Here is a 26,067-nt window from a genome sequence, read left to right on the forward strand (position 1 = left end):
TGAGCGGCGCGCGCCGATATATCGGAAGAATATCAACGCGCGCCGCTCAGGCAGGCCCCACCGGGAGACGGCCCGTCGCAGGGCGGAAGTTTGTCGATGGTGAAACGTTCCAGCGCCTAAAATTGCGAAGCGAAATGGGATTCCAAAGGGAGGAACTCCCTTTGGCCGCCGGAGGCATCTTGATCTCTCGGCTTTCTTTCTGGGGAGCGCCTCCGGCGGGCAAAGGGCCTTCGAGCCTCTGCACTCCCTTCCGGCTTCGCGTACCGGCTCGATCCTTCGGCTAGGCGTGCAGCCCCAGCACCCGGGAGAGCAGCGCCTCGGCGTTGCGCTCTGCCTGGAGGTGCTCCTCCTTGGTGAGGCCCGCGCCTTTGGCGATCATGCTCCGCATCTCGGCGGAGACGAGATCGCCGGGGGCGTGGGCGTCGTTGTCGATCACCAGCCCGGCCCCGCACTTGCGGGCCATCATGGCCACGTGGCCGTTGGTGAGGCTGTGGCCCTTGCGGGTGGTGATCTCCAGGAGCACGCCCTTCTCGGCTGCCAGCAGGGCCTCCTGCTCGGTGATGAGCCCCGGGTGGGCCAGCACGTCCGCCCCGCCCTCGATGGCGGCCAGGTTGGTGCCGCGCGCCACGGGCTCCACGATGGTCTCGCCGTGCACCACCACAAGCATGGCTCCCGCGCGCCGGGCCTCGGTGATGAGGCCGGGGATCAGCCCAGGGGGCACGTGGGTCAGCTCCACGCCCACTGCCAGGTTGATGTCCAGGTAGGGCCCGGCCTCCTGGGCGAAGCGCTGCAGGTTCTCCAGGATGAGGTACATGTTGGAGTGGTCCGCGTGGTCGGTGATGGCCAGCCCCTTGTATCCGGCCTTGGCGGCGCGGCGGGCCAGTTCCGCCGGGATGAGCTCGCCGTCGGAGAAGGTGGTGTGGGTGTGCAGGTCGATCATGTGGCCCTACATCTTGTATTTGGTGTCGGCGGGGTTGTAGCTTTCCAGAATGTCGGTCCAGTCGTCGGTGCCGTCGGTGGCGATGCCCGGCTTGGGCTTGTTCTCGGCCAGGGCCTCCACCACGGCGGGGGCCACCAGGATGGGGGCCTTGGCGCGCAGGGCCAGGGCCACGGCGTCGGAGGGCCGGGCGTCGATCTCCACTTCCTTGCCGCCCTGGTCCACGCTGACGATGGCGAAGAAGGTGCCGTCGGTGAGCCCGGTGACGGAGATGCGCAGCACCTTGCCGCCCAGGGCCTCGATGGAGGAGAGCAGCAGGTCGTGCGTCATGGGCCGGGGCAGCTTGACGTCGTTGAGCGTCAGCGAGATGGCCATGGCCTCCATGGCCCCGATCCAGATGGGCAGGGTGGTCTTGTCGTCGAGGCTCTTGAGCACGAGCACGGGGGCCTGCGTCTCCTCGTCGAGGGCGAGGCCGGAAACCTTCATTTCGATCATGGCAGTATCTCCCCCCATAAGGAATGCTTTTTGGCCTCCGTCACGCGCACGTTGACGATGCGCCCGAACAGGTCCGGGCTGGCCGGGGCCAGGAAGTTCACGGTGCGGCCGTGGGCGTCGCGGCCGCGCCAGGCCGGGGCGTCGGAGTCCCTGCGCTTGCCGGGCCCTTCCACGAGCACCGGGGCCACCGAGGAGACGAGCCCCTGCAAAATGGACTGCTGCCGGGCATTTTGCAAGGCCTGAAGCTCGTCGAGCCGCCAGGACTTGATCTCGGCGGGGATCTTGGGCTCCATCTTGGCGGCGGCCACCCCGGGGCGGTCGCTGTAGATGAAGGAGAACGAGCCCTCGAACCCGGCGCGGGGTATCAGCTCCAGCGTGGCCTTGAAGTCCTCCTCGGTCTCGCCGGGGAAGCCCACGATGAAGTCCGTGGTGAGCGAGATGTCCGGGCGGGCACGGCGCAGGGCGTCCACGATGCCCAGGTATTTCTCCACGGTGTAGTTGCGGCCCATGCGCCTGAGCACGTCGTCCGAGCCGGACTGCACGGGCAGGTGCAGCGTGGGGCAGATGTTCTCAAGCTCCCCGAAAGCGGCCACCACCTCGGGCGCGATGTCCTTGGGGTGCGAGGTGGTGAAGCGCACCCGCTCGATGCCGTCCACGGCGGCCACCGCGCGCAGGAGCTGCGGGAAGCTGGTGCCGTCGCCGCCTTTGTCGCGCCCGTAGCTGTTCACGTTCTGCCCCAGGAGCGTGACGTCCTTGACGCCGCGCTCGGCCAGGGAGCGGCACTCGGCCAGCACGGCCTCCGAGGCGCGCGACTTCTGGCGGCCGCGCACGTAGGGCACGATGCAGTAGGTGCAGAAGTTGTCGCAGCCCTGCATGATGTTCACGAAGGCCCGGGGCGAATCCAGGGGGCCGGGCAGGGCGGCGTCGCGCTCGATGTAGGAGTCGGAGAAATCGAGCAGCGAGACGCGCAGCCTTGGCTCCCGGGCGATGCGCGCCATGGCCTGCGGGGCCTGGGCCACGCCGTCCGTGCCGAAGACGAGCCGCACGAAGGGGAAGCGGTTCCAGAGCTTGGCCCCCACCTGCTGGGCCACGCAGCCGCCCACCGCGCAGAACAGCCCCGGCTCGCGCTCCAGGTGCTCGGCGATGCGCCCGAGCTCGCTGTAGAGTTTCTGCTCGGGCTTTTCGCGCACGGAGCAGGTGTTGACGATGAAGGCCTTGGCCTGGTCGGCGGGGGCCTTCTCCCATCCCATGTTTTCCAGCGAACGTGTCAGCCAGCCGGAATCGGCGGCGTTCATCTGGCAGCCGAACGTGAAGACGTGAAACTTCATCCTGCCATACTAATGCATGGAAGGGGCGCGGTAAAGGGCGGGAGCCGGGGCCCTCGTCGAGGTGGATCCGAGCGGAAGGCTCAGTGAGGCTTGCCCTTGCCAATGTGTAGCCTAAAAGCTACATTCCTTGCATGTTCGAACTGCGCGATTACGTCACCCCGGAGGGCGTGGACCTCGTCCGCGCATGGCTCGCCAGCCTCCGCGACGCTAAAGCGCGCGCCCGCATCCACCTGCGCCTTAACCGGCTGGCGGGTGGCAACTTCGGGGACTGCAAGCCCCTGCGGGAGGGCGTCTGGGAGTTGCGTGTCGATGTCGGCCCGGGATACCGCGTCTATTACTCCCAATACGGGAAGACCGTCATCCTTCTGCTATGCGGGGGCGACAAGCGCAAGCAGGACGGCGACATCGCCCGGGCGACAGCCTGCCTGAAAGATTTCAAGGAGCGAGTGGAATGAGCCAGATCGACAAGGCGTCCGTGTCTTATGAGGCCGGGATCGTCGAAGACCTGCGCGCCGACCCGGATTTCGCGGCCGAATACCTGCGCGCCGCCCTGGAAGACGAGGAGAACCCCGAGGCTCTGCTCATGGCGTTGCGCCACGTGGCCAAGGCCCTGGGCGTGAGCGAAGTGGCCGAGAAGGCCGGGGTGAACCGCGAGAGCCTGTACCGGGCGCTCTCCCCCCGTGGCAACCCGACCCTCAAGACGCTGCGCGCCGTAACCAAGGCCATGGGGCTGCGGGTCACCGTGGAGAAGATCGGGCCGCAAGCCCATCCGGCGCATTAGCCACTGCGGAGCCCTAGCCGACCCCGAACCAGCCCTTGAAGCGCTCCAGCACCGCGTCGCGCATCTGCTCCGCGCTCAGTTTCTCGGCGTCGAGCACCAGTTCCGCGCGCGGGTCTTCCTCGAAGGGCACGTCTACGCCGACAACCTGGCCCAGGCCCTCGAACTTCTGGCCCGTGGCCTTGCGCTTCACGGCCTTGGCGTAGAGCCCGGCCATGACCAGCCCCTCGGGCCGGGCGGACTCCCGGCGCATGGCCGTGGCCACGCCGCAGCGCAGGTGGACTTCCGCGAAGCGCTCCACCAGCCCCCGCGCGTGGTCCCGCATGGAGCGCAGGGGCGCGGTGCCGTCCATGAGCACCACCCTGCCCTCCCCGGCCAGGGCGGCGGCCTCCTCAGCGAACATGCGGTAGGCCTGCTCGCGCTCCCTGGCGGTGTAGAGGGGCCGGGGCGTGTAGTGCTTGCGCCGGGCGTCCATCTGCAGCCAGACCGGGGCCAGCCCCCTGCGCGTCAATTCATCCGCCACGGCCTTGGCCACCGTGGACTTGCCCGACCCGGGCAGCCCCGTGAACCACAGCACCGCCCCGGCCCGCTCCGCGAGCGGGCCGTCCGACTCCGCAGCCAGGGCGCTCATGCCAGGTACTTGTTGATGCCGCGCCAGTCGAAGCGGTCATCCGCCAGAACGTTCTCCAGGAAGCGCAGCAGGCCCCGGCGCACGGGCTCGGGGTGGTGCGGGTACCACTGGGGCGAGGCGATCACCAAACCCCGGAACATATAGAACGGCGCGATCACGTCCAGAATCTCCTCGTCGTGGGTGCGTTCCAGGTAGCGCTCCCAGAAGGCGGTGTAGAGTTGCTCCAGCGGGCCGGAGAGCCTGGGGGAATCCGTCTGTCCGTAGAGCGAGAAGAGCACGAAGTTGAGGCTCATGGTGGCCACGTCGTCGGCGGGCTCGCCGAACTCGCCCCGGCTGCGGTCCAGCACGTGGAAGTCGTAGCGCTCGCCCTGGTCCTCCACCAGGACGTTCCAGGGGTGGAAGTCCCCGTGCACCGGGCTCAAGCGCTTGGTGTAGGCGCGCAGTTTCCAGCGCCAGTCCACCACGCGGCGCTCCAGGGCCTGGAATCGCTCCGGCGGGAAGAGGTCGTAGGGATGGGGGTAGGCGTCCACCAGGCCGAAGATGCACTCCGAGGCTCCGATCAGGTTGCGCACCCGGCGCAGGTAGAGGTCCGGGTTGTCCACCCGCTCGGAGTGGATGTCCGCCAGCCAGTCCGCGAAGGATGTCGCCAGGGCCACGTCCTTGGGCGCGGCCTCGGTGCGGCCGATGCGCTCCAGGTGGCGGTAGTAGTCCTCGCCTTCGAGCAGTTCGGTGAGGATGAAGAACTCCTTGGGCTCCTTCACGCCCACCATGCGGTCGGCGGAGTCGAAGTAGCCCAGGCCCAGGGACCTGGCGTGGCGCGGCAGGCGGCCGGAGGTTTCGTGCTGGAACATCAGGATGGCGGCGCGGTCCCAGTAGAACTGGTGGCCGTACTTGTCGCCGCGCATGATGGAGAGCACGGCGGATTTCACCCTGCCCTCCACCGAGAACTCGATGCGCAGCGGCTTGCCGTAGCCGAACTCCTTCATGCCCTGGGTGCCGGTCTGGCCGATCTCGCCCAGCCAGCTCAGGCGGGCGCTTTCTCCGAAAGCCTCGCGAAGGTAGGCCTGGATCTTCTCGGCGTTGACGCGCAGGGGGGTCTTTTCCTCGGTGCCTGTTCTCATGGCCTGCTCCTGCGGGCCCCGGGCGTCGTCAAAAGGCGCGCCCGGCGGCGATGGCTCGGCGGTGATGGCCCGGCCGGAGGGCCGGGAACCCAGTATCGCTCAAAGCGAGGCCCGCAACAACACCTATTGGCGCGTTTCCCTGCCCAGGTAGCCGAAGTACTCGTGGTCGCTGGCGAGCATATGCCGGGAGACCACCTCGTCGAGCAGGAAGGTGAACAACTGGCCGGAGGAGAGCTGCCTGCGCTCGAAGCGCTCGGCCAGTTCGCTGGCCTGGCTCACGAGCATGCGGTGCGAGCGGGCGTGCTCCTCCACCATGGGGTAGCCCGCCGCGCGCAGGACCATCTCCTCATAGCTGAAGTGGCGCCGAATCTGCTCCATGAGCTTGCCGATGAGCGCCCTGCACTCGCCTTCGGGGCATTCCACGGCCACGGCTGAGAGCAGCTTGTTGGCCGTGGCGAATATCTCCCGGTGCTGGGCGTCCAGGGCGGCGTCGCCGCATTCCAGGGCGCTGTCCCACTCCAGGCGCACGAAGCGGGCCACGTCCGGAAAGAGGTCCGGCGGGGCCTGGGCCTCGCCGATGGCCACCTCCACGCGGTCGCGGCCCCGGCGCTTGGCCAGGTAGAGGGCCTGGTCGGCCAGGGCCACCAGCTGCTGCCAGCTCTGCGCGGCCGGGTTGCACTCGGCCGCGCCGATGCTCACCGTGACGCTCAGGGGGCCGCCGCCTCCCTTGATGGAGGCTTCGGCCACGGCCTGGCGCAAGCGCTGGGCGATGGCGCAGGCCTGGCGGATGTCGGTCTGGGGCAGCAGGGCCACGAACTCTTCGCCGCCGTAGCGCGCCCAGACGTCCTCGGTGCGCAGCTGGGCCCGGGCCGCGTCGGAGACGGCGCGCAGCATGGCGTCCCCGGCCAGGTGGCCGTGCTCGTCGTTGAAGCGCTTGAAGTGGTCCACGTCCAGCAGCAGGCAGGAGACGGGATTGTGGTGGCGCGCCCCGCGCGGCCACTCCACGCGCACCATCTCGTCCAGGGCCATGCGGTTGGCGGCCTTGGTCAGGGGGTCCTGGCGGGCCAGGGCGTTGACCTCCTTCTGCAGGAGCTGCGAGGTCAGCAGCACGAGCAGCGTGGTGAGCACCACGCAGGCCACGATGGAGGCACCCACGAACTGCGCCTGGGAAAGGGTGGGCATGGCGACGGCGTCGGCCCCGGCGATCACGCCGCCCACCGCGCGCCAGACGACCGAGGCCGCAAGCAGGGCGTGGATCGCGGCGATCAGGCGCAGGGTGGAGGCCAGGGTGGCCTCCCGGCTGGTGAGGCAGGCCCGGATGACCAGCAGGTCGAAGGCCACCGCCGCCCCGCTCAGGACGACCACCCGCACGGCGTAGTCGTCCCGGGCCAGGGTGAACCAGACCAGGAGCCCCAGGGCCAGGGCGCAGAGAACCGCGCCCCGGCGCCAGGGTGGGTTGCCCCCGGTTGCGCGCACGATGCCGAAATTGAAGACCATCATCCCGGCCAGGAGCAGGCCGTTGGCGAGCAGCGCGCAGCACCATGGGGGCACCCAGGCGCGCAGGCCGAGCAGGGTCAGGCCCAGGGCGGAGATCAGCGCGCCTGCGCCCCACTCCCGCGCGGGGGGGAAGTTGCGGTGGATTTTCCAGACGTGGAGCAGCACGCAGGCCTGGGCCGCCTGGCAGAGCGACCAGACCAGGAAGAGGGGGCGGAGGTCCGTGCTGAAAATGTCCAATCCGTGCATTTCGTGCAATCCCGCCCCGTGGGCAGTTCCGGTGAAGCCCGGACTTTTGGAGGTTGCCGTAAACGCCGCCATCCGACGCTTCGCCAACCCATACCACAATGAGAGGATTTTTCAATTCGAATGATCGAAATAATTGCCCGCTCCGGCGAGACGGGAAAAAAGAAGCCGCCGGGCGCTGGCCCGGCGGCTTGGATGCGTCTGGGAGGCCGCCCGTGAGGGCGGCGCTTCGGGGGGGGCGGCTAGCAGCCCGGTGATAAAGTTGGATTTCGCAGCCTGTTCAAAAAACTCGCTGGCAAGGCGCAAGAAAAAGTCAAGGCCGAAGCGTAGTTGGCATACGTGAGGGTTTGACTTTTTCGCCGCAACGCAGCCAGCGAGGATTTTTCAACAGGCTGTTACTCCCCGGCCTTGCCGTAGTTGGCCTCATAGCGGGCCCAGAACTCCTCGGGGGTGAAACTGTGCTCCTGGGTGCCGTGCCGCTCCACGCAGTAGGCGGCGGCCACGGCGCCCATGCGGGCGGCCACGGCCAGGCTCTTGCCGCGCGCCAGGCCGCAGAGCAGGCCCGCCCGGAAGGAGTCGCCCGCGCCGGTGGGATCCTTCACGGCGGAGACGGCGGCCGCGGGCACGGTGGACTCCACGCCCTTCTCGTTGATGGCCACGCCGTTCTCGGCCAGGGTGGTGATGAGGGTGTCCACCCGGTGCAGGATGGCCCCCTTGCTCAAGCCGGTGGCGTTCATGATCATCTGCAGCTCGTAGTCGTTGGTGATGAGGAAGCTCGCGCCGGTGAGCATCTCGGCCAGGTCCTCGCCGGAGAAGGCGGGGATGTTCTGGCCTGGGTCGAAGAAGAAGGGGATGCCCAGCTCCTTGTAGCGGGCGCAGTAGTGCTTCATGTCCGCCAGGCAGCCGGGGGCCACGATGCCCATGGTCTTGGCCGGGTCGAAGCCCTCAACGCTGAAGCCGGACTGCACCTTCATGGCCCCAGGGTTGAAGCCGGTGATCTGGTTGTCCGACTGGTCGGTGGTGATGTAGGCGCCCGGTGTGAACTCCTCGGGCACGCGGCGGATGCCCTCCATGCTCAGGCCGAGCTGGGCCAGCCAGGCGGCGTAGGGCTCGAAGTCCTTGCCGGCGGAGGCGATGATGGTGGGTTTCTCGCCCAGCAGGCTCATGGTGTAGGCGATGTTGCCCGCGGTGCCGCCGAACTTCTCGGTGAGCCCGTCCACCAAGAAGCAGACATTGAGGATATGGATCTTCTCGGGAAGGATATGATCGGCGAACTTGCCGGGAAAGGTCATGATCCGGTCGTAGGCCACCGACCCGGAGACGAGGATGCGCATCGAGGCTCCTTAGCTGTTGGGACGGGTTTCGGCGGCCACCCAGTCCAGGAAGTCGGGGTTGCCGTCCGCCACCGGCAGCACCACCACGCAAGGCACTTCGTAGGTATGGAGTTGGCGTACACGGGCCACCACGGCTTCGGCAAGCTCGGAACGCGTCTTGGCCACGAAACAGGCCTCGCGCTCGTCCTGGACGGCCCCGTCCCACCAGTACAGGGAGCGCAGGCCGTCCAGGATGTTGACGCAGGCCACGAGCCGCTCCTCCACCAGGGTCCGTCCGATGCGCAGGGCCTCCTCGGGGCTGGGGGCTGTCACGTAGACGAAGCTGACGGCCACGCTATTCGCACACGGGCTTGCTGCCGGGCTTAAGCCCCGCGAGGTAAGCGACCACGGCGGGCTTGTCCTTCTCGCTGACCTGCGCGCCCTTGCCCATCATCCTGGTGACGGTGGCGTCCCAGGCGGCCTGGTCCTTCTTGCCAAGGGCCGTGCAGACGCGCTGGGCGTTGTGGCACTTGGTGCAGGCGGCCATCACGGTCTTGGAGGCGTCCTGGGCCAGGGCGGCCCCGGCGAGGAAGGCGGTCATGGCGGCGGCGCACAGGCAAGAGGCAATCAACGGACGTTTCATTTGAGGGTCTCCTTGCGAAGGTTTTCTACAGACTTCCCCGATACACCAGGCCCACTGAAAAGCAAACCATGTAAGGCTTGCGCGCACAGGCCAGGCGCGGCTACCATGCGCCCATGGACCGCGAAACCCTGCTGCTAGCGTATTACAAGGCCATGCTGGACGCCCGTGGCCACAGGGGCTGGTGGCCCGCCGAGACGCCCTTCGAGGTCTGCGTGGGCGCGGTGCTGACCCAGAACACCGCCTGGACCGGCGTGCGCAAGGCCATCGACGCACTCAAGGAGCACGGCTGCCTCGACCCCGAAGCCCTGGACGCCCTGCCCCTGGAGCGCCTGGCCGAGCTGATCCGCCCGGCGGGCTACTTCCGGCTCAAGGCCCAGCGCCTGAAGAACCTGCTGGCCTACCTGCGCGAGAGCTGCGGCTTCGACCTTGCGGCCCTGGCCGCGCGCGACATGCCCCAGGTGCGCGAGGAGCTGCTCGGCGTGCGCGGGGTGGGCCCCGAGACGGCGGACTCCATCCTCTGCTACGCCCTGGGCATGCCCAGCTTCGTGGCCGACGCCTACACCCGGCGCATCCTCTCGCGACATGGGCTCTTGCCCGAGGACGCCGGGTACGACGACATGCGCGACTTCTTCATGGACGTGCTGGAGCCCGAGACCGCCCTGTACAACGACTTTCACGCGCAACTGGTGGGCGTGGGGCACCACTTCTGCAAGACGCGCGCGCCCCTGTGCGGCGAGTGCCCCCTGGGGCCGTTCCTGGACAACCCGCCCGGATGATTACGGAGGCTAACCGCCCGGAACACATGGCACGAGCGGGGTTTCCCCGAACGATTGGCATTGCGTTTTGGGGTGAAACCTATTAACCCCACCCGATGAATCCCAGCCGGTCGAACCGCCGGAGGGCCAGTGCGGCCCCGGCGCCGCCCGGCGGGCATACGGCCTTTTTTCCGCTGGAGGCTATTCTATGTCCCGCATCACCAAGGCCGGGCTCGCCCTTCTCGTGGTGGCCCTGCTTCTCACCGCCGGTCTGGCCCTCGCTCAACAGGAGGACCGGTTCGGCCCCCTGAAACGCTTCAGCCAGGTGCTCGACCTGGTGGAAACCAACTACGTCAAGAACGTCACCCGCCAGGAGCTCATCGACGGCGCCATCGTCGGCATGCTCCAGCAGCTCGACCCGCACTCCAGCTTCCTCACCAAGGAGGACTTCAAGGAGATGCAGGTCAGCACCTCGGGCGAATTCTCGGGCATCGGCATCGAGATCAGCGTGGAGAACGGCCGCATCACGGTCATCTCCCCCATCGACGACACCCCGGCCGACAAGGCGGGCCTCAAGGCGGGCGACATCCTCGTGGAGATCGAAGGCCAGTCCACGCAGGACATGTCCCTCATGGACGCTGTGCAGCGCATCCGCGGCCCCAAGGGCAAGCCCGTGAACCTCACCATCGTGCACAAGGGCAGCAACAAGCCCGAGAAGTACCGCATCGTGCGCGACGCCATCCCCATCATCTCGGTCAAGGGCACCGAGGTGGACCCCGGCTACCTGCTGGTGCGCATCACCCGCTTCAACGAGAACACCACCAGCGAGCTGCGCGACGTGGTGGGCAACTACACCAAGTCCGGCAAGGAGCTGAAGGGTATCATCCTGGATATGCGTAACAACCCCGGCGGTCTGCTTGACCAGGCGGTGAGCGTCTCCAACTTCTTCATCTCCAAGGGCCGCATCGTGACCATCAAGGGCAAGCGCGACGAGCAGCGCAAGGACTTCGACGCCAAGAAGGCCGCCGGAGTCGAGGCCAACATCCCCCTGACGGTGCTCATCAACGCCGGTTCGGCCTCGGCCTCCGAGATCGTGGCCGGCGCCCTGCAGGACAACAAGCGCGCCCTGCTGGTGGGCGACAAGACCTTCGGCAAGGGCTCGGTGCAGACCGTGATCCCCTTGAACGACGGTTCCGGCATCAAGCTGACCACCGCCCTGTACTACACCCCCAGCGGCCGCTCCATCCAGGCCGAGGGCATCGAGCCCGACTTCAAGGTGCCCCTGCAGGACGGCGACAAGGAAAAGGATCTCTTCGCGCAGGGCCATCAGGTGCGCGAGCGCGACCTCTCCCGCCACTTGGACAACCTGGGCCGCAAGAAGCAGTCCGACGGCTCCGACCCCAAGGTCAAGATCAAGGAGCTCCTGGACAAGGACAACCAGCTCAAGCTGGCCCTGGAGCTCATCAAGTACGCCCCGGTGACCTCGGCGGCCCAATAGGTAGAACATGCCCCCCAAACGCCCCGGTTCAAAACCCCGGCGGCGCTCCACGAAATCAAAGCGCGGCCAGGGCAAAGCTCCGGCCGCGCTCGTGTTTCTCGCGGGCGCGGCCGTGGCCCTGCTGGTGATGTTCTTCGGCTACGCCTTCTTCTACCTGCCCGCCCAGAAGACGCCCCCCGCCAAGCCCCAGACCGCCCAAGTGCAGGCCCCGGCCCAGGCCCCTGGCAAGCCCGCGCAGGAGGCCGCCCAGGCTCCCGCCGCCTCCCAGAACCAGGGCCAGGCCCCGGCCCAGGCACCGGCCCAGCCCGCCGCCGCGACGCAGGCCGAAGGCCAGGCCAAGGGACAGCCCGAGCCCCAGCCCGCGCAGCTCCCCACGCCCTCGGGCCCGCTCCTGACCATCGTCATCGACGACATGGGCGGCTCCAAGGAGCAGGCCCAGGAGCTCCTGGACCTTGGCTTCCCGGTGACCTTCTCCATCATGCCCAACCTGCCCCACACCCGCGACGTGGACGAGATGGCCGCCAAGGCCAAGCAGGAGGTCATCCTGCACCAGCCCATGGAGGCCAGGGCCCAGAACGCCGCACCCGCGGGCACCCTGCGCCCGGGCATGAGCCCGCGCGAGGTGGCGGGCATCCTCTCCGCCCACCTGGCCCAGGTGCCCCACGCAGCCGGCGTGAGCAACCACCAGGGCTCCCACGCCACGGAGGACCAGGCCCTCATGGACGCCGTGATGGCCGAGCTCAAGCTGCGCCCGGCCCTGTTCTTCCTGGATTCGCGCACCTCGGACAAAAGCGTGGCCGCCAAGGAGGCCGCCCGGGCCGGTGTGCCCGTGCTCTCCCGCGCGGTGTTCATCGACGCGGAGCGCGGGCAGCAGGCCGCCATGCTGGCCCTCAAGCAGGCCGAGCGGGAGGCCAAGGCCAAGGGCAGGGCCGTGGCCATCGGCCACCCCCACCCGGAGACCATCGCCGCCCTGGCCGGTTGGGCCATGCGCCGCGACAAGGGCGTGACCGTCGTGACCCTGGGCGCGCAGCTCAAGGGCGGTTGATTTCCGGGCCTGGGCCGTCACCATTTCGCCGCCCGGTTTTGACTTTTTCGCAATTTGCGGCCATACCCTCCCGGTCGGGGATGCCTCCTGGCAGAGGCGCGAAACCATCCCCGCAAGGGTCACGAATCCACGGCGCCCGCCGCACAGGCGCCGCCGCAACCACCCCTCAAGGAGCAGGCATGAAACGCTTCCTCGTCCTCTCTCTGGCCGCCGCGATGCTGTTCGCGGCAAGCGCCGCCCTGGCCCAGACCAAGGTGATCTCCATCACCCAGATCGTCGAGCACCCCGCCCTGGACAACGCGCGCAAGGGCTTCATGGACGGCCTGAAAGAGGCGGGCGTGGACGCCAAGTTCAACGTGCACATCGCCCAGGGCAACTCCGCCACCAACGTGCAGATCGCCGGGCAGATGCTCGACGAGAAGCCCAACCTGGTGCTGGCCATCGCCACCCCGGGCGCGCAGGTCTGCGCCCAGAAGATCAAGGACATCCCCGTGCTGTTCACCGCCGTGTCCGACCCCGTGGGCGCGGGCCTGGTCAAGACCATGCAGGCTCCCGGCGGCAACCTCACCGGCATGACCGACATGCCCCCCGTGGACAAGCAGATCGAGCTCATCAAGACCATCCTGCCCAAGACCGCCACCATCGGCATCGTCTACAACGCTGGCGAAGCCAACTCCGTGAGCCAGGTCAACGCCGTGAAGGCCGCCGCCGCGCCCCTGAACGTCAAGATCGTGGAGGCCACCGTGGCCAACTCCGGCGGCGTGTACCAGGCCGCCAAGAGCCTGGTGGGCAAGTGCGACGCCGTGTACATCCCGCTGGACAACACCGTGGTCTCGGCCTTCGAGTCCCTGGTGAAGGTCTGCGACGAGAACAAGCTGCCCCTGTTCAGCTCCGACAACGAGTCCGTGGGCAAGGGCGCCATCGCGGCCCTGGCCGTGGACTACTACGCCATGGGCAAGCAGACCGCCGCCATGGGCAAGAAGATCCTGGACGGCGCCAAGCCCGCCGACCTGCCCGTGGAGAGCCTGAAGAACCTGGACATCCACCTGAACCTGAAGGCCGCCAAGGCCCAGGGCGTGACCATCCCCGAAGCGGTGGTGGCCAAGGCCGTGAAGAAGTTCGAGTAGCAGCCTGCCCAAAAATCCCGCTGGCTGCGTTGCTGCAAAAAAGTCAAACCCTCACGTATGCCAAATACGCATCGGCCTTGACTTTTTCTCGCGCCTTGCCTGCGAGTTTTTGAACAGGCAGCGAAAGCAAGTATGTCATCAATCCGCGGGACGGGGGCGACCCCGTCCCTTTCTTTTTGCGCCCGCCGCCCTGCCCCCCACCTTTGACAAAACGGCTTTTTCCGGGCACAGGCAGTGGGTTTTCGCGCTCATCGCGACCACACCGGGGTAATGCACGCATGTCATTTTACGCTTTCATCGGCGCGCTCGAACAGGGCCTCGTCTACGGGCTGATGGTGCTCGGGGTGTACCTCACCTTCCGCATCCTCGACTTTCCCGACCTCACCGTGGACGGCTCCCTGCCGCTTGGAGCGGCCGTCTCCTCCGTGTGCATCGGCGCCGGCATGGACCCCTACCTCTCGTTGGTGCCCGCCACCCTGGCCGGGTTCTGCGCCGGGGCCGTCACCGGGCTTCTGAACACGCGGCTCAAGATCCTGCACCTGCTGGCCTCCATCCTGACCATGATCGCGCTGTACTCCATCAACATCCGCATCATGGGCCGCCCCAACTTCACCCTGCTGGGCAAGTCCACGGTGCTCGACTCCCTGACGGCCTTCGGCCTGCCCTCCTCCATGGCCGGGACCTGCCTGTTCGCGGCCTTCACGGTCAGCGCAGCGCTGGCGCTCATCTGGTTCACCCGCACGGAGCTGGGCCAGGCCATGCTGGCCACCGGCGACAACCCGCGCATGATAACCGCCCTGGGCGTGAACACCGGCAACATGATCGTGCTGGGCGTGGGCCTCTCCAACGCATTGGTGGCCCTGTGCGGGGCGCTCGTGGCCCAGAACCAGGGCGCGGCGGACGTGAACATGGGCGTGGGCACCATCGTGGCCGGGCTGGCCTCGGTCATCATCGGCGAGACCCTCCTCGGGCAGGGGCGCATCTCCAGGATGATCATCGCGGCGGTGCTCGGCTCCGTGGCCTACAGGCTGGCCATCGCCCTGGCGCTTGGGGTCAAGCTGGGCGAGTTCTCCTTCTCCCCCAGCGACCTGAACCTGATCACCGCCTTCATCGTGGTGGCCGCGCTCACCGCGCCCAGGCTCAAAAGGAAGATGGCCCGCTGATGCTTACCCTCAAGAACATCACCAAGCGTTTCCACAAGGGCAGCGTCAACGAGGTGCTGGCCTTGAACGACGTCAACCTGGACATCCGCCAGGGCGACTTCATCGCGGTCATCGGCTCCAACGGCGCGGGCAAGTCCACCACGCTCAACTGCATCGCGGGCGGCTTCTTCCCGGACCAGGGCAGCATCACCCTCGACGGCGCGGACATCACCGCCTGGCCCGAATACAAGCGCGCGCGCTTCATCGGCCGCGTCTTCCAGGATCCGCTCATGGGCTCCGCCGCCTCCCTGACCATCGAGGAGAACATGGCCCTGGCCGACCGCCGCGGCAAGCCGCGCGGGCTCTCGCTGGGCGTCAAAAGCAAGGACCGCGCCCGCTACAGGGAGCTGCTCTCACAGATCGGGCTGGGCCTCGAAGACCGCCTCAAGGACAAGGTGGGCCTGCTCTCCGGCGGGCAGCGCCAGTCCCTGACCATGATAATGGCCACCATGGTGCGCCCCGAAATCCTGCTGCTGGACGAGCACACCGCCGCCCTGGACCCCAAGACCGCGGCCCAGGTGCTGGAGCTGACCCAGCGCATCGTCGATACCCACAAGCTGACCACCCTTATGGTCACCCACAACATGAACCACGCCCTACGCCAGGGCAACCGGCTGATCATGATGCACCAGGGCAGCGTCTTCCTGGACATCGAAGGTGAGCAGAAGGAGCGGTTCAGCGTGGAGGACCTTCTGGAGCGCTTCTACACCCTCAAAGGAGAGGAATTCTCGTCGGACAAGATGTTGCTGGTGTAGCGCGTTTCAAGGACAGGAGTTCTCCCGCCCGGGCGGCTTTCGCCGTCCTGGCCTCCGGTTCAACCCCAACGTAAGGAAGGCATCTTCATGGAACTCACGCTCTGCCTCATCAAGCCCGACGCTGTCCGCCGCGATCTCGTGGGCAGCATCCTCTACATGATCGAGAAGGCCGACCTCAAGATCGTAGCCATGAAGATGCTCAAGCTGGACCTGCCCCTGGCCCAGGGTTTCTACCACGTGCACAAGGAGCGCCCCTTCTTCGGCGAGCTGACCGAGTACATGGCCTCCGGCCCAATCGTGGCCGTTGTTCTGGCCGGCAACAACGCCATCAAGCGCTACCGCGAGCTCATGGGCGCCACCGACCCCGCCCAGGCCGCCGACGGCACCATCCGCAAGGTGCACGCCATCTCCAAGGGCGAGAACTCCGTGCACGGCTCCGACGCCCCCGAAACCGCCGCCTTCGAGATCGGCTACTTCTTCAACGCCACCGAGCTGGTGGGCTGACGCCATGAAAGCCGCCATCTCCTTCATCGGCACCGGCAACATGGGCGCGGCCCTCATCAAGGGCCTCTCGGGCATGGACGGGGTGAGCCTGAACGGCTTCGACCTTGACCGCGAGAAGCTGAACGCCCTGTGCGCGCAGTGCGCCCTCCACGCCGTGGACACCATCCACGGGGCCGTGGAAAAGGCGGGGTACGTGCTCATGTGCGTGAAACCCCAGCAGATGAAGGCGGTGCTGGCTCAAGTCCATCCCGCGCTCACCGCGGACAAGTGCCTCATCTCCATCGCCGCCGGGATCACCCGCGAGCGGCTCTCGGAGTGGATCGGGCACGCCTGCCCCGTGGTGCGCGTGATGCCCAACACCCCCGCCCTGGTGGGCGCGGGCGTTTCCGCCGTATGCCTGGACGACCCGCACCTCACCGCGGAGCAGAAGGAAGTCGTGCAGGCGATCTTCGCTTCCGTGGGCAGCGTCCACGTGCTGGAGGAGAAGCTGTTCGACTCCTTCACCGCCGTGGCGGGCAGCGGCCCGGCCTACGTCTACTACTTCATGGAGGCCCTCATCGAGGCGGCCCTGGCCGCCGGGCTGCCCAGGCCCATGGCCACGAGCATCGTGAGCGAGCTCATCGGCGGCTCGCTCAAGCTGGCCAACGAGAGCACGACCCACGTGAGCGTGCTGCGCGAGATGGTCACCTCCCCCGCGGGCACCACCATCGCCGCCCTGGCCCACATGGACCGCATGGCCATGCGCGCCGCCATCATCGACGCCGTGGAGGCGGCGAGGCGGCGCGGGCAGGAGCTGGGAGCCTCCTAGAAGCATCACCACCGAAAACAAGGGGCCGGTCCATGAGGACCGGCCTTTTTTGTCTGCAACGGCGCGCGAAATTTGTCGTGCTGCGCGCCGCGCGATATCCCGGCTGTTCCCGTCTTCTCGGCTCCCCGCGTCCGCCGCCCTCCCAGGCTTCCCCGGACGCCTTCCCCTGCGCGGGAAGTGGAGCCGATGCCGTCGTCGACCGGCCTGCGCGGCCGTTTTCGTAAAGGTTTCCGATGCGTGCCGGCACGCCGTTTCAGGCGGCCTGCGGCCCGTTGCCCCGGACCTGATAATATCCGGGCGCGGCCTTGGTCCGGCCCGCCGCCCCGAACGGGATCAACTTGCCGTCGCGTTTTCCCTGGCCGTCCGAATCGGGGCGCACGCGGGTCCCGAACGAACCGTTCACCACCACCGGACGCTTCTTGGCGGGCAATGCGCTCATTGCCCTGCCTCAGGCGGCCGTGCTGGAGGTGGTGGTGTCGCTGGTGGAGCTCGTGGTGTCCACCCCGCTCAGGGCGCTGTCGATGATGGAATCCATCTTGGCCATGGGGTTGTCCGTGCGCATGGCCCCGGCGAACTTCATTGCCGCATTGCCGTTTCCGTTGCCGCCCGAGCTCATGGGCGCGCCCTTGGGCTTCTCCATCTTCAGGCTGTCCATGCTGCCGGTCTTGGCCGCTTCCGCGAACTTGGCCGACATCTCGCTGAGCATCTTGGAGTCGCGCGAGTCCGTGGAGTTCTTGGCCTCTTCCGCAAGCCCGTCGGAGATCTTCTGGGCCACTTCCTTGAATTTCTCGGGGTCGCTGCTGGCCAACTGGCTCAACTGGTTCATCCGCTTCGCGCCCTCGGAAATTTTTGCCTTGTCCTCCGTGGAGAGGCCCGCAACCTCAGCCGCCGAGGTGCTGTCCGAGGTCTGGGTGGTGCCAGTAATCAGGCTCGAGGCGTAGGTCTGGCTGGTTGAAAGGCTGCTGATTGTGCTCATGACTGTTGTACCTCCGCAAACAAGATGTTTCCAGGGTTATCGGATGCATTGCCGAAGAGTTTAGAACTGAAATGGACGATAAATTTTATTTTTTATTTCATTCCTGAGGTGTAACCTATTTCAAACCTGGATTTTACGTCCAAATAAATCAAGCAACGACGCCATGTTCTGCGAAATCAGAAAAAGTTACACTCCGATGTGACATTTTTCCAATAATCTGCATTTTTTTGGGCGGAAAATTTTTCCTTCCGCATACTAACGAGTGTATTGCATTGAAATATATCGCTTTTATCCTCATTCAGATGGGAACCCAAATCCGGACCACTCCCCTTCAACGCGCAACACCTCAACATTTTTGATATATTTAGGAGGATACGCACAGGCACTTTCGTTGCTTTCGCACGGGCGGCAGGTTCAACAGACCGCGAAATTCCCATCGCGGGAAAGGTTACAACGGAGGTGAAAAAAATGAGCATCAGTAGCATCAGTAGTCAGAACCAGCTCTACTCGATCTACGGCATCCAGGACATCGATCAGTCCCAGAGTTCCCAGACAACCACCAGCAGCTCCACAACCTCGGAGTCCGACAAGACGAGCTTCTCCAAGATGGGCCAGATGATGAGCCAGCTCTTCTCGCTGCAATCCTCCGACCCGGACAAGTTCAAGGAGGTCGCCCAGGAGATCGCGGACGACCTGGCCAAGCAGGCCTCCTCGGCCACCAGCACCGGCCAAGCCACCATGTACAGCGACCTCTCGGCCAAGTTCTCGGAGGCGGCCCAAACCGGCAGCATGGACAGCCTCAAGCCCCAGGGGCCGCCGCCCCCGCCCCCCGGCGGCGCGTCGGCAGGTTCCGGCCAGGGAGGAGACATGCAGGCCGGGTTCGACGAGTTGAACAGCATCATCTCGCAGAGCCTCGGGAGCACGAGCAGCACGTCGAGCGACTCCACCAGCCAGACGAGCTCCGGCACGTCCGGCAAGGACCTTTTCGCCCAGCTTGCCAGCCTGCAGTCCAGCGACCCGGCCAAGTTCAAGGAGGTGGCGGCGTCCATCTCCCAGCAGTTGGCCGACCAGGCCAAGAGCGTCAGCGACCCGGGCGAGAGCGCCTTCCTGAGCGACATGTCCTCCAAGTTCGCGGAGGCCTCGACAAGCGGCAGCATGGACAGCATCAAGCCCAAGGGCCGCCACGGGCATCACGGCTCGAGCCAGGGCGGCACCACGCAGAGCGGCACGGCGGATTCCAGCACCACCACGTCCGCGAGCACGGACACCACCTCGACCAGCACGGCCGGTTCCACGGACAGCACGCAACTGGACGCCATCAAGATGTTCTTCCAGAACCTTGAGAGCACCATGAGCGCACGCCTGGGCCTATTGGGATCGACGACGGGCACCACCACCGCGGCGGCCGCCTAGCTGGCCGCCAAGTTGGGCGTTCGCAAGGCCGGAAAGCCGGGCTGATCGCGCTTCGATCGTGCTTGGCGGGAAGGCTTCGCCACATGCGAACGTGTGGCTGCATCAAGATGGCGCGGCCTGCGCAGGATGCCCCACGGGCAGCAGACGGCCGCACATGCCCCTCCATCCGCCGCTCCAGGCGGAGGCTGCCGCCACGGACCGGCGGGGCGGGTGGAGACGGGCGGAAATTTACAGGAGGCTGGCGGCGGCCCGCCTCCGCGACGATGTTCCCCGCGCTGCGAAACGCGGGGCCGGGCCCGGGCGTCCAGCTCCCTCTCCCTTCCCTGGACGCCCGCCTACAGGCCCGCGCCGGGGAGCGCCCTCCCGGGGCGCTCCCCAACCGGGCGCAAATCAAAGCCCCGCGCGGGGGCGCGGGGCTTTAGAACTTACCGGTGGGAGAAATTTGTCAGGCGGGGCGGATCACGTTGGTGGCCTTCATGCCGCGCTCGCCGGTGACCATTTCATAGAGGACTTTCTCGCCCTCGCGCAGGGTGCGGAAGCCGTCGCCCTGGATGGAAGAGTAGTGGACGAAGATGTCCTCCTGCCCTTCGCCGGTGATGAATCCATAACCCTTTTTATCGCTGAACCATTTTACCGTGCCCTCGAGTACCATTCCCGTACCCTCCTTGAAAACTTCTATGGTCATAGTTGTATCGGGACGGAAAAAAAGGTCAACGGCGAAGCCGGTAGGGTTTCACGAAAATACCGCTTCCAAGCCCAGTAACAGTGCGCTTGCGCTCACGCACAGCGCAATTGAAGAGATGATTATCAAATTCAAGAGCGTTTTGACGGATTCTGCTTCCCAGGCGCAATCCGCGGGTCCGAGCAACGGCTTCTCCACCTCCTGCCCGAAATAGACCGCCCTGCCCCCCATGGACGCCCCGCACAGCCAGGCCGCCGCGCTCATGGGCCAGCCCGCGTTGGGGCTGGCCATGCGGGCGGCGTCGGCCCGCACGTTGGCCCGGGCTCCGGCGGTGGGCAGCCCCATGAGCGATGCGGAGAAGATGAGCACCCAGGCGGAAAGCCGCGCGGGCACCCAGGCCAGCAGGTCGTCCGCGCGTGCCCCGGCCCAGCCGAGATGCTTGAATCGTTGCGTCTTGTAGCCCCACATGGAGTCCATGGTGGAGATGGTCTTGTAGAGCCACAACAGCGGCGCGCCCCCGAGGCACAGGTAGAGGAACGGGGCCACGAAGGCGTCGCAGAAGTTTTCGCTCACGGTCTCGGCCAGGGTGCGCCACTGCCCGGCCCGGTCCAGGCCGGAGGTGTCGCGGCTGACGAGCATGCCCAGGGCGCGCCTGGCCTCGTCGTCACGTCCGGCCCCGATGAGCCGCGCGGCGGCCCTGGCCTCGCGCAGCAGTTGGCCCAGGGCAAGCCCGGCGTAGGCGAAGTACAGCGAGACGGCCCAGCCGAACACAGGGAGGCGCCCCAGGTAGTAGACGCAGGCGCAGGCCGCGTAGCTCAGCAGAAAGGCCGTGGCCGTGCCGTAGATTTGTTGCAGCCCGGCGGGGCAGTTGCGCACAGGGCGCTCCAGAGCGTTCAGGGCCGCGCCGATGAGGCGCACGGGGTGGGGCCAGCGGTGGGGGTCGCCCAGGGCGGCGTCCAGCGCCACGGCGGCCAGGGGCAGGAAGGTGTGGAAGTCCATGGATGCGGGGTATGCCCGCGCGGCCCCGCCCGCGTCAAGCACGGGCGGGGCCGGGGGTGATGAGTCTAGAAAGTGTATCGGAGGCTCAGGCTCGCTGCCAGGTTCTGGTAGTCCCTGCGGAACAGATCCGCACCGACGCGCGCCGCCACCTGGAAGCGCCTGGTGCAGTCCACCGTCAGGCCCGCGCTCACGGCGGCCCAGTCCGTGGCCGGGGCAACGGTCTTGGTGGTGAAGCCGGAGCTGGCGATGCCCAGGTAGTTGGCGGTGATGTCCCGCCCGCCGCTCAACCACTCGTGGCCCCAGAGCACGCGGGCTTCGGGCGTGACGCGCAGGCCGCCGAGCTCCATGGACTTGGCCACGCGCCCGCCCAGGCCGGTCTGCAGGGAGGCGTCCGTCCGGCGGCGGACGGAGAGGCCCAGAGGCCCGGCCCCGGCCTCGTCGAAGCCGTCCTGGCCGATGAGGGCGTAGCTCAGGGAGGCCACCGGCCCGAAGGACCAGCCCTCCGTGCGCCACTCGTAGCCGCCGCCAGCGTTGGCGAACAGGTTCCAGCCGTTCCAGGTGGATTTCTCCGTGAGCGAGCCCGTGGGCACCGAGATGGTGCGCCGGGCGTGGTAGGTGTCCAGGCCGCCGTGCAGGGTGGCCTCTCCGAACCAGTTCTCGCCGTACCAGGTGGTGGAGAGGCCCAAGGTGGCGGTGTCCACGCGCCCGTCGCCGGAGGCCGCGCCGCCCAGGCTTAGGCCGCGCCCGGTGTAGCCGCCGAAGACCGCGCCCGCCAGGCTGTCGCTGACGCGGTAGTCGAAGCCGCCCAGCACGCCGCCGGAGAAGGAGCTGTAGGGCGTGCTCCCGTTGGTTGCGCCCTGGTACGCGGTCATGCCGAAAGGCTTGAGGAACACCCCGGCCCTGTCGGCCTCGCCCCCGGCGGCCACGGCCTGGGGCGCGCCGTTGCGCAGGGCGTCCACGTCCTGCACGGGTGCGGTCCCGGCGTCGAAGGGGCCGGAGAAGGCGGCCTGCTCCTGGCCGGAGCGCAGCCCGTGCAGCCGCCCCTGGACGGTGGAGGTCAACAGCCTGCCCGTGTCGAACCCGCTCTGGGTGAATGCGTCGTAGGGTTCGGGGTGCAGGTGGTCCAGGGAGGAGGAGATGCTGGCGGGCGAGGCCAGGTCCAGCCCGAGCAGGGCGTAGGCCATGATCCCGGTGGCGCTGTAGGCGGCCAGGTTCAGCCCGTTGCCCGCCGAGGCCGCCCGGGAGTTGCTGGCGAACATGGCGTAGGGGTTGCGGAACACCTCGGTGAGCACCCCGCTCGGCGTGCTCACGGGCTGGAAGCTCACAATGTAGGAGGGGAAGGTGCTGGAGGCCCCGGCGAAGGCCCCGGTGAGCCCGCCCGCGGCGCTGATGGTCTGCCAGGCCACGCCCGTGGGATAGAAGGCCAGGGGCGCGCTGACCGCGAGCTGGCCGCCGTTCAGGGTTGCGCGGCCCTGCACCTTGAGCAGGTCCGCCTGGCCGGAGGGGTCCACCTCGTCAATGAACACCGCCGTGGGGCCCTGCACGTAGTCGCCGGTGGCGTTGAGCGTGCCGATGGACCCGCCCGGCGAGACCATGCCGTTGTTGTTGAAATTGCCCAGTGTGCCGTACCCGCCCACCAGGGTGCCGGGGTTGGAGGTCAGGCTGCCTCCCAGCGATCCCCCGGCCGGGAGGAAGAGCGTGCCGCTGGCCAGCAGGGCCTGCCCGGAGTAGGCCGAGCCGTTGCCCGCCATGGTGGTGACGCCTCCGCCGGTGAAGGTGAACGCGCCGTAGCCCGTGAAGGGGCCGCTCAGGGTCACGGGGTATCCGGCATTGTCCAGGGTGCCGCCGCCACCGCTGACCTCCAGCCTCCTGGCCGTGGTCAGCGGGGCCGCCGCCTGTAGCCCGCCGCCGTTGAAGCTCACCGCGCCGGAGGGGTCGCCCAGGTTGGCGTCGGAGGCGATGTTGAGCATGCCCCCGCGCAGGATGGTGCCGCCCGAATAGGTGTTGGCCCCACGCAGGTAGAGCGTGCCCGCCCCGGCCTTGGCCACGGAGCCCGTGCCGGAGATGACGCCCCCGTAGCTCTTGCCCGTGCTGATGTCGTAGATGATGGCGCCGTTGTCGATGATGTCGCCCACGATGGTCACGTTCTCGTTCATGGAGAACACGGCGTTGTTGTTGACGGTCAGGTTGAAGAAGCTGCTGGCGTTCTCGGGGCTTGGGTTGAGCACCCAGTTGGCGGCCGCTCCGGAGTTGCCCACCACGAGGTTGGTCACGCCCAGGAACTGCACGCCCGTGGAGCCCTGTCCGTAGAGGTTCACCAGGTTGTTGCCGCTGCCCAGGTCCACCTTGCCCACGAGGTTGGCCCCGGTGTCCAGGGTCACAACGTTGTTGGCCGTCCCCCCGATCCAGCCGCCCGCGCCGTCGGGCCGCCCGGCCCGGATGGCGTAGCCCGCCCCGCCGCCGGAGTTGTCCACCCCGCTCACGGTGCCCGTGACGTAAACATACATGGCCTCGGAGGAGCCGATGGCCACGGCCAGGCCGTTGGCGCTGGCCCACACGCCCCCTGAGACGTACAGGGGCGTGCCCCCGCCGCCGTTCAAGCTGCCGCCGCTGAATATGCCCACGGCGGTGTGCCCCGCCGCCTCGGCCACGACCCTGCCCGCCATGCCGCCGGAAACGGTCAGCCCCCCGGCCCCGTACATGCCGTAGGCGATGTTTCCGCCCGACTGGGCGTGGACGATGCCCGTGCTGGCCACGGAGCCGATGTTCACGGCGTCGCCAGTGGCCGCGAGGCCATAGGCCCCGGAACCGGTGGTGGTCCGCGCCGTGACCGTGCCGCTGAGCGACCCCAGGATCTGCAGGTCGTCGGCGGCGCGCATGCCGTAGGCGGACCCGCTGGCGGAAGTTGCCGTGATCGACCCGGCCATGTTCCCGGTGACCCGCAGGTTGTCGCCGGTGGAGGTCATGCCCGTCGCGGTGCCGGCCCCGGCCTGGGCGGTGATGGCGGTGTTGGCGGAGACGGTGCTGACCACCAGTTCTGTGCCGCCCTGGGCGCCTACGCCTGTGCTGTCGCCGGCTCCAGAGGCGCTCGAGGAGAAGTTTATGGCGTTCGCCCCCCCGAAGGAGAGGCGCTCGTTCATGGTGACAGCGGCCGTGGCGCCCGGCGGGGATACGATGGTCACAGCGCCCCCGGAGTTGTTCGAGAAGGTCACGGGGCTGTTGAGAGTGGGCAGGGCCGAGATCAGGGTGATCGTGGAGCCGGGGATGCTGAACTGGATCGTGTTGGACCCGGCCCCGGCCGCGTTGAGGTCCAGCATGGCCTGGCGCAGGGAGCCCGGGCCGGAATCGTTGCTGTTGGTCACGGTGAAGGTGCCCGCGAGGCACAGGGCCGGACTCAGGGTCAGGGCCAGCAGCAGCGCGAGCAAACCCGGCAGCCGAAGCTGGCGGCCCGCATTTGCTGCCCGGAGGGCGGCGGAGAGGGGCTTGGGCTGCGTCTCCGTAACGCGAATGCTGTCCGGATCGTGAGAGCGGCGAGCGGCGGGCAGGTACGACATGCGATACTCCATGAACACATTGGGTTACGAAGCATATGCAGATTGTTCCTGAAAAGGACAAGATATTTCTTAAAACCTTACAAGACGGAAAAGCCCCCGCGCCGTGTGGCGCGGGGGCTTGGTGATAGGATGGCCGTCGGGTGAGGGGCGTCAGCTCGCCAGCGAGCGGATGGCGCTCTCCAACTGGCCCGCGAGGCGCGCCAGGGCGTCCACGCCGTTGGAGGCCCCGCCCATCTCCTGGGAGGTCTCCTGGCTGACGCGGCGCACGTCGTCCACGGCGCGGGCGATCTCGTCGCTGGCGGCGGACTGCTGCTCCGCGGCGGCGGCGATGCCCCGCACCTGGTCGGAAGTGGCCTCGGCCAGGTCCACGATGCCCTTGAGGGCCTCGCCGGACTCGCGGGCCAGGCGGGTGGCGCGCTGCACGGCCTCGGCGGCCTGGTCGGTACCGGCGATGCTCTGGCCCACGCCGGTGCGGATGGCGCCGGTGACCTCGCCCACCTCGTGGGTGGCGGTCATGGTCTTCTCGGCCAGCTTGCGCACCTCGTCGGCCACCACGGCGAAGCCTCGCCCGGCGTCACCGGCGCGGGCTGCTTCGATGGCGGCGTTCAGGGCCAGCAGGTTGGTCTGGTCCGCGATGTCTGAGATCACGCCCATGATGCGTCCGATGGCCTCGGCGCGCTCGGAGAGGCCGTCCATGCTGCGCTTGAGGGTGGAGGTCAGCTCGTCCACCTGGAGGATGGCCTCCACGGCCTTGCCCACCACCTGCTCGCCTTCGCGGGCCTTGGCCTGGGCCTCGCCCGCGCTCTGGGCGGCGGTGCCCGCGTTGCGCGCGACTTCCAGCACGGTGGCGTTCATCTCCTCCATGGAGGCGGCGGTCTCCTCGGCGCGCTCGCTCTGCACGCGCGCGCCCCGGCTGGCGGCGTCCACCTGGGAGGTCAGGGCCCGGCAGGTGGAGGCCAGCTCCCGCGAGATGGCCTCCACCACGGACACGGTCTCCATGATGGCCTGACTCTGGCGGGTGATGTGGTCTTCCTTGGTCCTGATCTCGGTGTAGTCCAGGTACATGCACAGCCCGCCGCTGACCTTGCCGTCCAGGTCGTGCAGGGGGGAGAGGGCCGCCTGGATGAAGCGGGTGTTGCCCTTGAGGTTCTTGAACTCCACGTCGCGCACGACGCCCTGGTTGTTCTCCATGATGTCCACGATCAGGGCCTTTCGGGTCTTGTCGCCGTAGAAGAACTCCGAGAAGAACATGCCCGGGTAGTCGGAGGGCTTGCCGCCGCGCTCCAGCATCTCCAGGGCGCGGTCGTTGCACATCACCAGGTTTCCCTTGATGTCCACCAGGGCGTAGGGCACCAGCACCGCCTCGGTGAAGCCGCGCCAGTTGCCCAGGGTCAGCTTGAGCTGCCCGATGAGGCTGTCCAGGGAGGACTCCAGGGCGTCCAGCTCGGCCACGCTGGGGGCCGGGAGCCTGGCCCCGAAATCCCCGCCCGCGACCTTGGCCATGGCCTGGTTGATCTCGCTCAGGTTGTCGCGGACGCCGCCGAAAAGCAGCCACCCGAAGCCGAGCCCGGCCAGCACCCCGGCGGCGAGGCCGACAAGCTGGGCCGCGCCGGAGGAGAGCCCCAAGGGGCCGGAGGCCAGGACGAAGGCCGCGTACAGTACAAGGGGGGAAAGGACGCCGAGCAGGACGGCCCGGAACCTGATGGATGCGGAGTGGAGCATGACTGACCTCCAAAATGCTTGAGAGGAACGCGGGGACATCC

At 67.5% G+C, this 26,067-nt stretch carries 26 protein-coding genes; 11 read left to right on the plus strand and 15 right to left on the minus strand.

Going from position 1 to position 26,067, the window contains the following annotated elements:
- Positions 1 to 280 precede the first annotated feature (280 nt).
- Genes MLE27_RS06840 through miaB form a run of 3 tightly spaced genes read right to left on the minus strand, consistent with a single transcriptional unit; the run spans position 281 to position 2,760 of the window.
- Positions 281 to 940: a histidinol phosphate phosphatase domain-containing protein gene (locus MLE27_RS06840; protein WP_243311315.1), complete on the minus strand. Its 660-nt coding sequence runs from the start codon at positions 938 to 940 to the stop codon at positions 281 to 283.
- A 6-nt stretch (positions 941 to 946) separates the two neighbouring features.
- Complete coding sequence (locus tag MLE27_RS06845; protein ID WP_243311316.1) at positions 947 to 1,432, minus strand: bifunctional nuclease family protein; 486 nt, start codon at positions 1,430 to 1,432, stop codon at positions 947 to 949.
- Positions 1,429 to 2,760, minus strand: coding sequence for a tRNA (N6-isopentenyl adenosine(37)-C2)-methylthiotransferase MiaB (gene miaB, locus MLE27_RS06850; protein WP_243311317.1), 1,332 nt, complete (start codon positions 2,758 to 2,760; stop codon positions 1,429 to 1,431). Before miaB ends, MLE27_RS06845 begins: the two co-directional genes overlap by 4 nt.
- Before the next feature lie 131 nt (positions 2,761 to 2,891).
- Here miaB and MLE27_RS06855 point away from each other — a divergent pair, with 131 nt between their 5' ends.
- On the plus strand, positions 2,892 to 3,215 hold the full coding sequence (locus tag MLE27_RS06855) for a type II toxin-antitoxin system RelE/ParE family toxin (protein WP_243311318.1): 324 nt from the start codon (positions 2,892 to 2,894) through the stop codon (positions 3,213 to 3,215).
- Positions 3,212 to 3,541 carry an addiction module antidote protein gene (locus MLE27_RS06860; RefSeq protein WP_243311319.1) on the plus strand — a complete coding sequence of 110 codons (330 nt, stop codon included), beginning with the start codon at positions 3,212 to 3,214 and terminating at the stop codon, positions 3,539 to 3,541. Before MLE27_RS06855 ends, MLE27_RS06860 begins: the two co-directional genes overlap by 4 nt.
- 13 nt (positions 3,542 to 3,554) lie before the next feature.
- Here MLE27_RS06860 and MLE27_RS06865 read toward each other — a convergent pair whose 3' ends face one another.
- The 6 genes from MLE27_RS06865 to MLE27_RS06890 all read right to left on the minus strand — a co-directional run bounded on the left by MLE27_RS06865 (position 3,555) and on the right by MLE27_RS06890 (position 8,986).
- Positions 3,555 to 4,169 (minus strand): adenylyl-sulfate kinase, encoded by a 615-nt coding sequence (locus tag MLE27_RS06865; RefSeq protein WP_243311320.1) that lies wholly within the window; start codon positions 4,167 to 4,169, stop codon positions 3,555 to 3,557.
- Positions 4,166 to 5,290: a phosphotransferase family protein gene (locus tag MLE27_RS06870; protein ID WP_243311321.1), complete on the minus strand. Its 1,125-nt coding sequence runs from the start codon at positions 5,288 to 5,290 to the stop codon at positions 4,166 to 4,168. Before MLE27_RS06870 ends, MLE27_RS06865 begins: the two co-directional genes overlap by 4 nt.
- A gap of 123 nt (positions 5,291 to 5,413) precedes the next feature.
- A complete protein-coding gene (locus MLE27_RS06875) occupies positions 5,414 to 7,033 on the minus strand; it encodes a diguanylate cyclase (protein ID WP_243311322.1) in 1,620 nt (539 codons plus the stop codon).
- 392 nt (positions 7,034 to 7,425) lie between these two features.
- A complete protein-coding gene (locus MLE27_RS06880) occupies positions 7,426 to 8,364 on the minus strand; it encodes a carbohydrate kinase family protein (RefSeq protein WP_243311323.1) in 939 nt (312 codons plus the stop codon).
- Between the two features lie 9 nt (positions 8,365 to 8,373).
- On the minus strand, positions 8,374 to 8,697 hold the full coding sequence (gene cutA / locus MLE27_RS06885; RefSeq protein ID WP_243311324.1) for a divalent-cation tolerance protein CutA: 324 nt from the start codon (positions 8,695 to 8,697) through the stop codon (positions 8,374 to 8,376).
- A 1-nt stretch (position 8,698) separates the two neighbouring features.
- Positions 8,699 to 8,986, minus strand: a complete 288-nt coding sequence (locus MLE27_RS06890; protein ID WP_243311325.1) for a hypothetical protein — start codon at positions 8,984 to 8,986, stop codon at positions 8,699 to 8,701.
- A 113-nt stretch (positions 8,987 to 9,099) separates the two neighbouring features.
- Between MLE27_RS06890 and MLE27_RS06895 the strand changes: the two genes are divergently transcribed.
- From MLE27_RS06895 to proC, 8 genes are all read left to right on the plus strand, one after another.
- The gene (locus MLE27_RS06895; protein ID WP_243311326.1) at positions 9,100 to 9,762 is read left to right on the plus strand and encodes an endonuclease III domain-containing protein; all 663 of its coding nucleotides are present in this window, start codon (positions 9,100 to 9,102) and stop codon (positions 9,760 to 9,762) included.
- A 187-nt stretch (positions 9,763 to 9,949) separates the two neighbouring features.
- Complete coding sequence (locus tag MLE27_RS06900; protein WP_243311327.1) at positions 9,950 to 11,239, plus strand: S41 family peptidase; 1,290 nt, start codon at positions 9,950 to 9,952, stop codon at positions 11,237 to 11,239.
- 7 nt (positions 11,240 to 11,246) lie between these two features.
- The gene (locus MLE27_RS06905) at positions 11,247 to 12,284 is read left to right on the plus strand and encodes a divergent polysaccharide deacetylase family protein (RefSeq protein WP_243311328.1); all 1,038 of its coding nucleotides are present in this window, start codon (positions 11,247 to 11,249) and stop codon (positions 12,282 to 12,284) included.
- A gap of 179 nt (positions 12,285 to 12,463) precedes the next feature.
- On the plus strand, positions 12,464 to 13,411 hold the full coding sequence (locus MLE27_RS06910; RefSeq protein ID WP_243311329.1) for an ABC transporter substrate-binding protein: 948 nt from the start codon (positions 12,464 to 12,466) through the stop codon (positions 13,409 to 13,411).
- A 278-nt stretch (positions 13,412 to 13,689) separates the two neighbouring features.
- The gene (locus MLE27_RS06915; RefSeq protein WP_243311330.1) at positions 13,690 to 14,574 is read left to right on the plus strand and encodes an ABC transporter permease; all 885 of its coding nucleotides are present in this window, start codon (positions 13,690 to 13,692) and stop codon (positions 14,572 to 14,574) included.
- Positions 14,574 to 15,368 carry an ABC transporter ATP-binding protein gene (locus MLE27_RS06920; RefSeq protein WP_243311331.1) on the plus strand — a complete coding sequence of 265 codons (795 nt, stop codon included), beginning with the start codon at positions 14,574 to 14,576 and terminating at the stop codon, positions 15,366 to 15,368. The genes MLE27_RS06915 and MLE27_RS06920 overlap by 1 nt, the downstream gene beginning before the upstream one ends.
- Before the next feature lie 87 nt (positions 15,369 to 15,455).
- Positions 15,456 to 15,872, plus strand: a complete 417-nt coding sequence (ndk, locus tag MLE27_RS06925) for a nucleoside-diphosphate kinase (protein WP_243311332.1) — start codon at positions 15,456 to 15,458, stop codon at positions 15,870 to 15,872.
- Positions 15,873 to 15,876: 4 nt separating this feature from the next.
- Positions 15,877 to 16,680, plus strand: a complete 804-nt coding sequence (gene proC / locus MLE27_RS06930) for a pyrroline-5-carboxylate reductase (RefSeq protein ID WP_243311333.1) — start codon at positions 15,877 to 15,879, stop codon at positions 16,678 to 16,680.
- Between the two features lie 253 nt (positions 16,681 to 16,933).
- On the opposite strand, the gene MLE27_RS06935 is transcribed toward proC, so the two are convergent.
- Both MLE27_RS06935 and MLE27_RS06940 read right to left on the minus strand, forming a co-directional pair.
- A complete protein-coding gene (locus tag MLE27_RS06935; protein ID WP_243311334.1) occupies positions 16,934 to 17,119 on the minus strand; it encodes a hypothetical protein in 186 nt (61 codons plus the stop codon).
- Between the two features lie 9 nt (positions 17,120 to 17,128).
- On the minus strand, positions 17,129 to 17,656 hold the full coding sequence (locus tag MLE27_RS06940; protein WP_243311335.1) for a hypothetical protein: 528 nt from the start codon (positions 17,654 to 17,656) through the stop codon (positions 17,129 to 17,131).
- Between the two features lie 468 nt (positions 17,657 to 18,124).
- Here MLE27_RS06940 and MLE27_RS06945 point away from each other — a divergent pair, with 468 nt between their 5' ends.
- Positions 18,125 to 19,069, plus strand: a complete 945-nt coding sequence (locus MLE27_RS06945; protein ID WP_243311336.1) for a hypothetical protein — start codon at positions 18,125 to 18,127, stop codon at positions 19,067 to 19,069.
- A gap of 445 nt (positions 19,070 to 19,514) precedes the next feature.
- Here the strand turns inward: MLE27_RS06945 and MLE27_RS06950 are convergent, their stop codons facing one another.
- The 4 genes from MLE27_RS06950 to MLE27_RS06965 form a co-directional block, all read right to left on the minus strand.
- Positions 19,515 to 19,721: a cold-shock protein gene (locus MLE27_RS06950; protein ID WP_243311337.1), complete on the minus strand. Its 207-nt coding sequence runs from the start codon at positions 19,719 to 19,721 to the stop codon at positions 19,515 to 19,517.
- 81 nt (positions 19,722 to 19,802) lie between these two features.
- Positions 19,803 to 20,792 carry a CobD/CbiB family cobalamin biosynthesis protein gene (locus tag MLE27_RS06955; protein WP_243311338.1) on the minus strand — a complete coding sequence of 330 codons (990 nt, stop codon included), beginning with the start codon at positions 20,790 to 20,792 and terminating at the stop codon, positions 19,803 to 19,805.
- A gap of 23 nt (positions 20,793 to 20,815) precedes the next feature.
- Positions 20,816 to 24,304 (minus strand): autotransporter outer membrane beta-barrel domain-containing protein, encoded by a 3,489-nt coding sequence (locus tag MLE27_RS06960; RefSeq protein ID WP_243311339.1) that lies wholly within the window; start codon positions 24,302 to 24,304, stop codon positions 20,816 to 20,818.
- A gap of 150 nt (positions 24,305 to 24,454) precedes the next feature.
- Positions 24,455 to 26,026, minus strand: a complete 1,572-nt coding sequence (locus tag MLE27_RS06965) for a methyl-accepting chemotaxis protein (RefSeq protein ID WP_243311340.1) — start codon at positions 26,024 to 26,026, stop codon at positions 24,455 to 24,457.
- Between the last annotated feature and the right edge of the window lie 41 nt (positions 26,027 to 26,067).

The sequence above is a fragment of the Fundidesulfovibrio agrisoli genome, from assembly GCF_022808715.1.
Lineage (GTDB): Bacteria > Desulfobacterota > Desulfovibrionia > Desulfovibrionales > Desulfovibrionaceae > Fundidesulfovibrio > Fundidesulfovibrio agrisoli.

What these genes read in the sequence shown, in the direction of transcription:
- MLE27_RS06890 (WP_243311325.1), bottom strand. Translation starts at nt 8,986, where the DNA reads ATGAAACGTCCGTTGATTGCCTCTTGCCTGTGCGCCGCCGCCATGACC.
- ndk (WP_243311332.1), top strand. Translation starts at nt 15,456, where the DNA reads ATGGAACTCACGCTCTGCCTCATCAAGCCCGACGCTGTCCGCCGCGAT.
- MLE27_RS06880 (WP_243311323.1), bottom strand. Translation starts at nt 8,364, where the DNA reads ATGCGCATCCTCGTCTCCGGGTCGGTGGCCTACGACCGGATCATGACC.
- MLE27_RS06950 (WP_243311337.1), bottom strand. Translation starts at nt 19,721, where the DNA reads ATGGTACTCGAGGGCACGGTAAAATGGTTCAGCGATAAAAAGGGTTAT.
- MLE27_RS06875 (WP_243311322.1), bottom strand. Translation starts at nt 7,033, where the DNA reads ATGCACGGATTGGACATTTTCAGCACGGACCTCCGCCCCCTCTTCCTG.
- MLE27_RS06935 (WP_243311334.1), bottom strand. Translation starts at nt 17,119, where the DNA reads ATGAGCGCATTGCCCGCCAAGAAGCGTCCGGTGGTGGTGAACGGTTCG.
- miaB (WP_243311317.1), bottom strand. Translation starts at nt 2,760, where the DNA reads ATGAAGTTTCACGTCTTCACGTTCGGCTGCCAGATGAACGCCGCCGAT.
- MLE27_RS06895 (WP_243311326.1), top strand. Translation starts at nt 9,100, where the DNA reads ATGGACCGCGAAACCCTGCTGCTAGCGTATTACAAGGCCATGCTGGAC.
- MLE27_RS06900 (WP_243311327.1), top strand. Translation starts at nt 9,950, where the DNA reads ATGTCCCGCATCACCAAGGCCGGGCTCGCCCTTCTCGTGGTGGCCCTG.
- MLE27_RS06870 (WP_243311321.1), bottom strand. Translation starts at nt 5,290, where the DNA reads ATGAGAACAGGCACCGAGGAAAAGACCCCCCTGCGCGTCAACGCCGAG.
- MLE27_RS06855 (WP_243311318.1), top strand. Translation starts at nt 2,892, where the DNA reads ATGTTCGAACTGCGCGATTACGTCACCCCGGAGGGCGTGGACCTCGTC.
- MLE27_RS06965 (WP_243311340.1), bottom strand. Translation starts at nt 26,026, where the DNA reads ATGCTCCACTCCGCATCCATCAGGTTCCGGGCCGTCCTGCTCGGCGTC.
- MLE27_RS06945 (WP_243311336.1), top strand. Translation starts at nt 18,125, where the DNA reads ATGAGCATCAGTAGCATCAGTAGTCAGAACCAGCTCTACTCGATCTAC.
- MLE27_RS06915 (WP_243311330.1), top strand. Translation starts at nt 13,690, where the DNA reads ATGTCATTTTACGCTTTCATCGGCGCGCTCGAACAGGGCCTCGTCTAC.
- MLE27_RS06940 (WP_243311335.1), bottom strand. Translation starts at nt 17,656, where the DNA reads ATGAGCACAATCAGCAGCCTTTCAACCAGCCAGACCTACGCCTCGAGC.
- MLE27_RS06960 (WP_243311339.1), bottom strand. Translation starts at nt 24,304, where the DNA reads ATGTCGTACCTGCCCGCCGCTCGCCGCTCTCACGATCCGGACAGCATT.
- MLE27_RS06905 (WP_243311328.1), top strand. Translation starts at nt 11,247, where the DNA reads ATGCCCCCCAAACGCCCCGGTTCAAAACCCCGGCGGCGCTCCACGAAA.
- MLE27_RS06910 (WP_243311329.1), top strand. Translation starts at nt 12,464, where the DNA reads ATGAAACGCTTCCTCGTCCTCTCTCTGGCCGCCGCGATGCTGTTCGCG.
- MLE27_RS06865 (WP_243311320.1), bottom strand. Translation starts at nt 4,169, where the DNA reads ATGAGCGCCCTGGCTGCGGAGTCGGACGGCCCGCTCGCGGAGCGGGCC.
- MLE27_RS06840 (WP_243311315.1), bottom strand. Translation starts at nt 940, where the DNA reads ATGATCGACCTGCACACCCACACCACCTTCTCCGACGGCGAGCTCATC.
- MLE27_RS06845 (WP_243311316.1), bottom strand. Translation starts at nt 1,432, where the DNA reads ATGATCGAAATGAAGGTTTCCGGCCTCGCCCTCGACGAGGAGACGCAG.
- MLE27_RS06920 (WP_243311331.1), top strand. Translation starts at nt 14,574, where the DNA reads ATGCTTACCCTCAAGAACATCACCAAGCGTTTCCACAAGGGCAGCGTC.
- MLE27_RS06860 (WP_243311319.1), top strand. Translation starts at nt 3,212, where the DNA reads ATGAGCCAGATCGACAAGGCGTCCGTGTCTTATGAGGCCGGGATCGTC.
- proC (WP_243311333.1), top strand. Translation starts at nt 15,877, where the DNA reads ATGAAAGCCGCCATCTCCTTCATCGGCACCGGCAACATGGGCGCGGCC.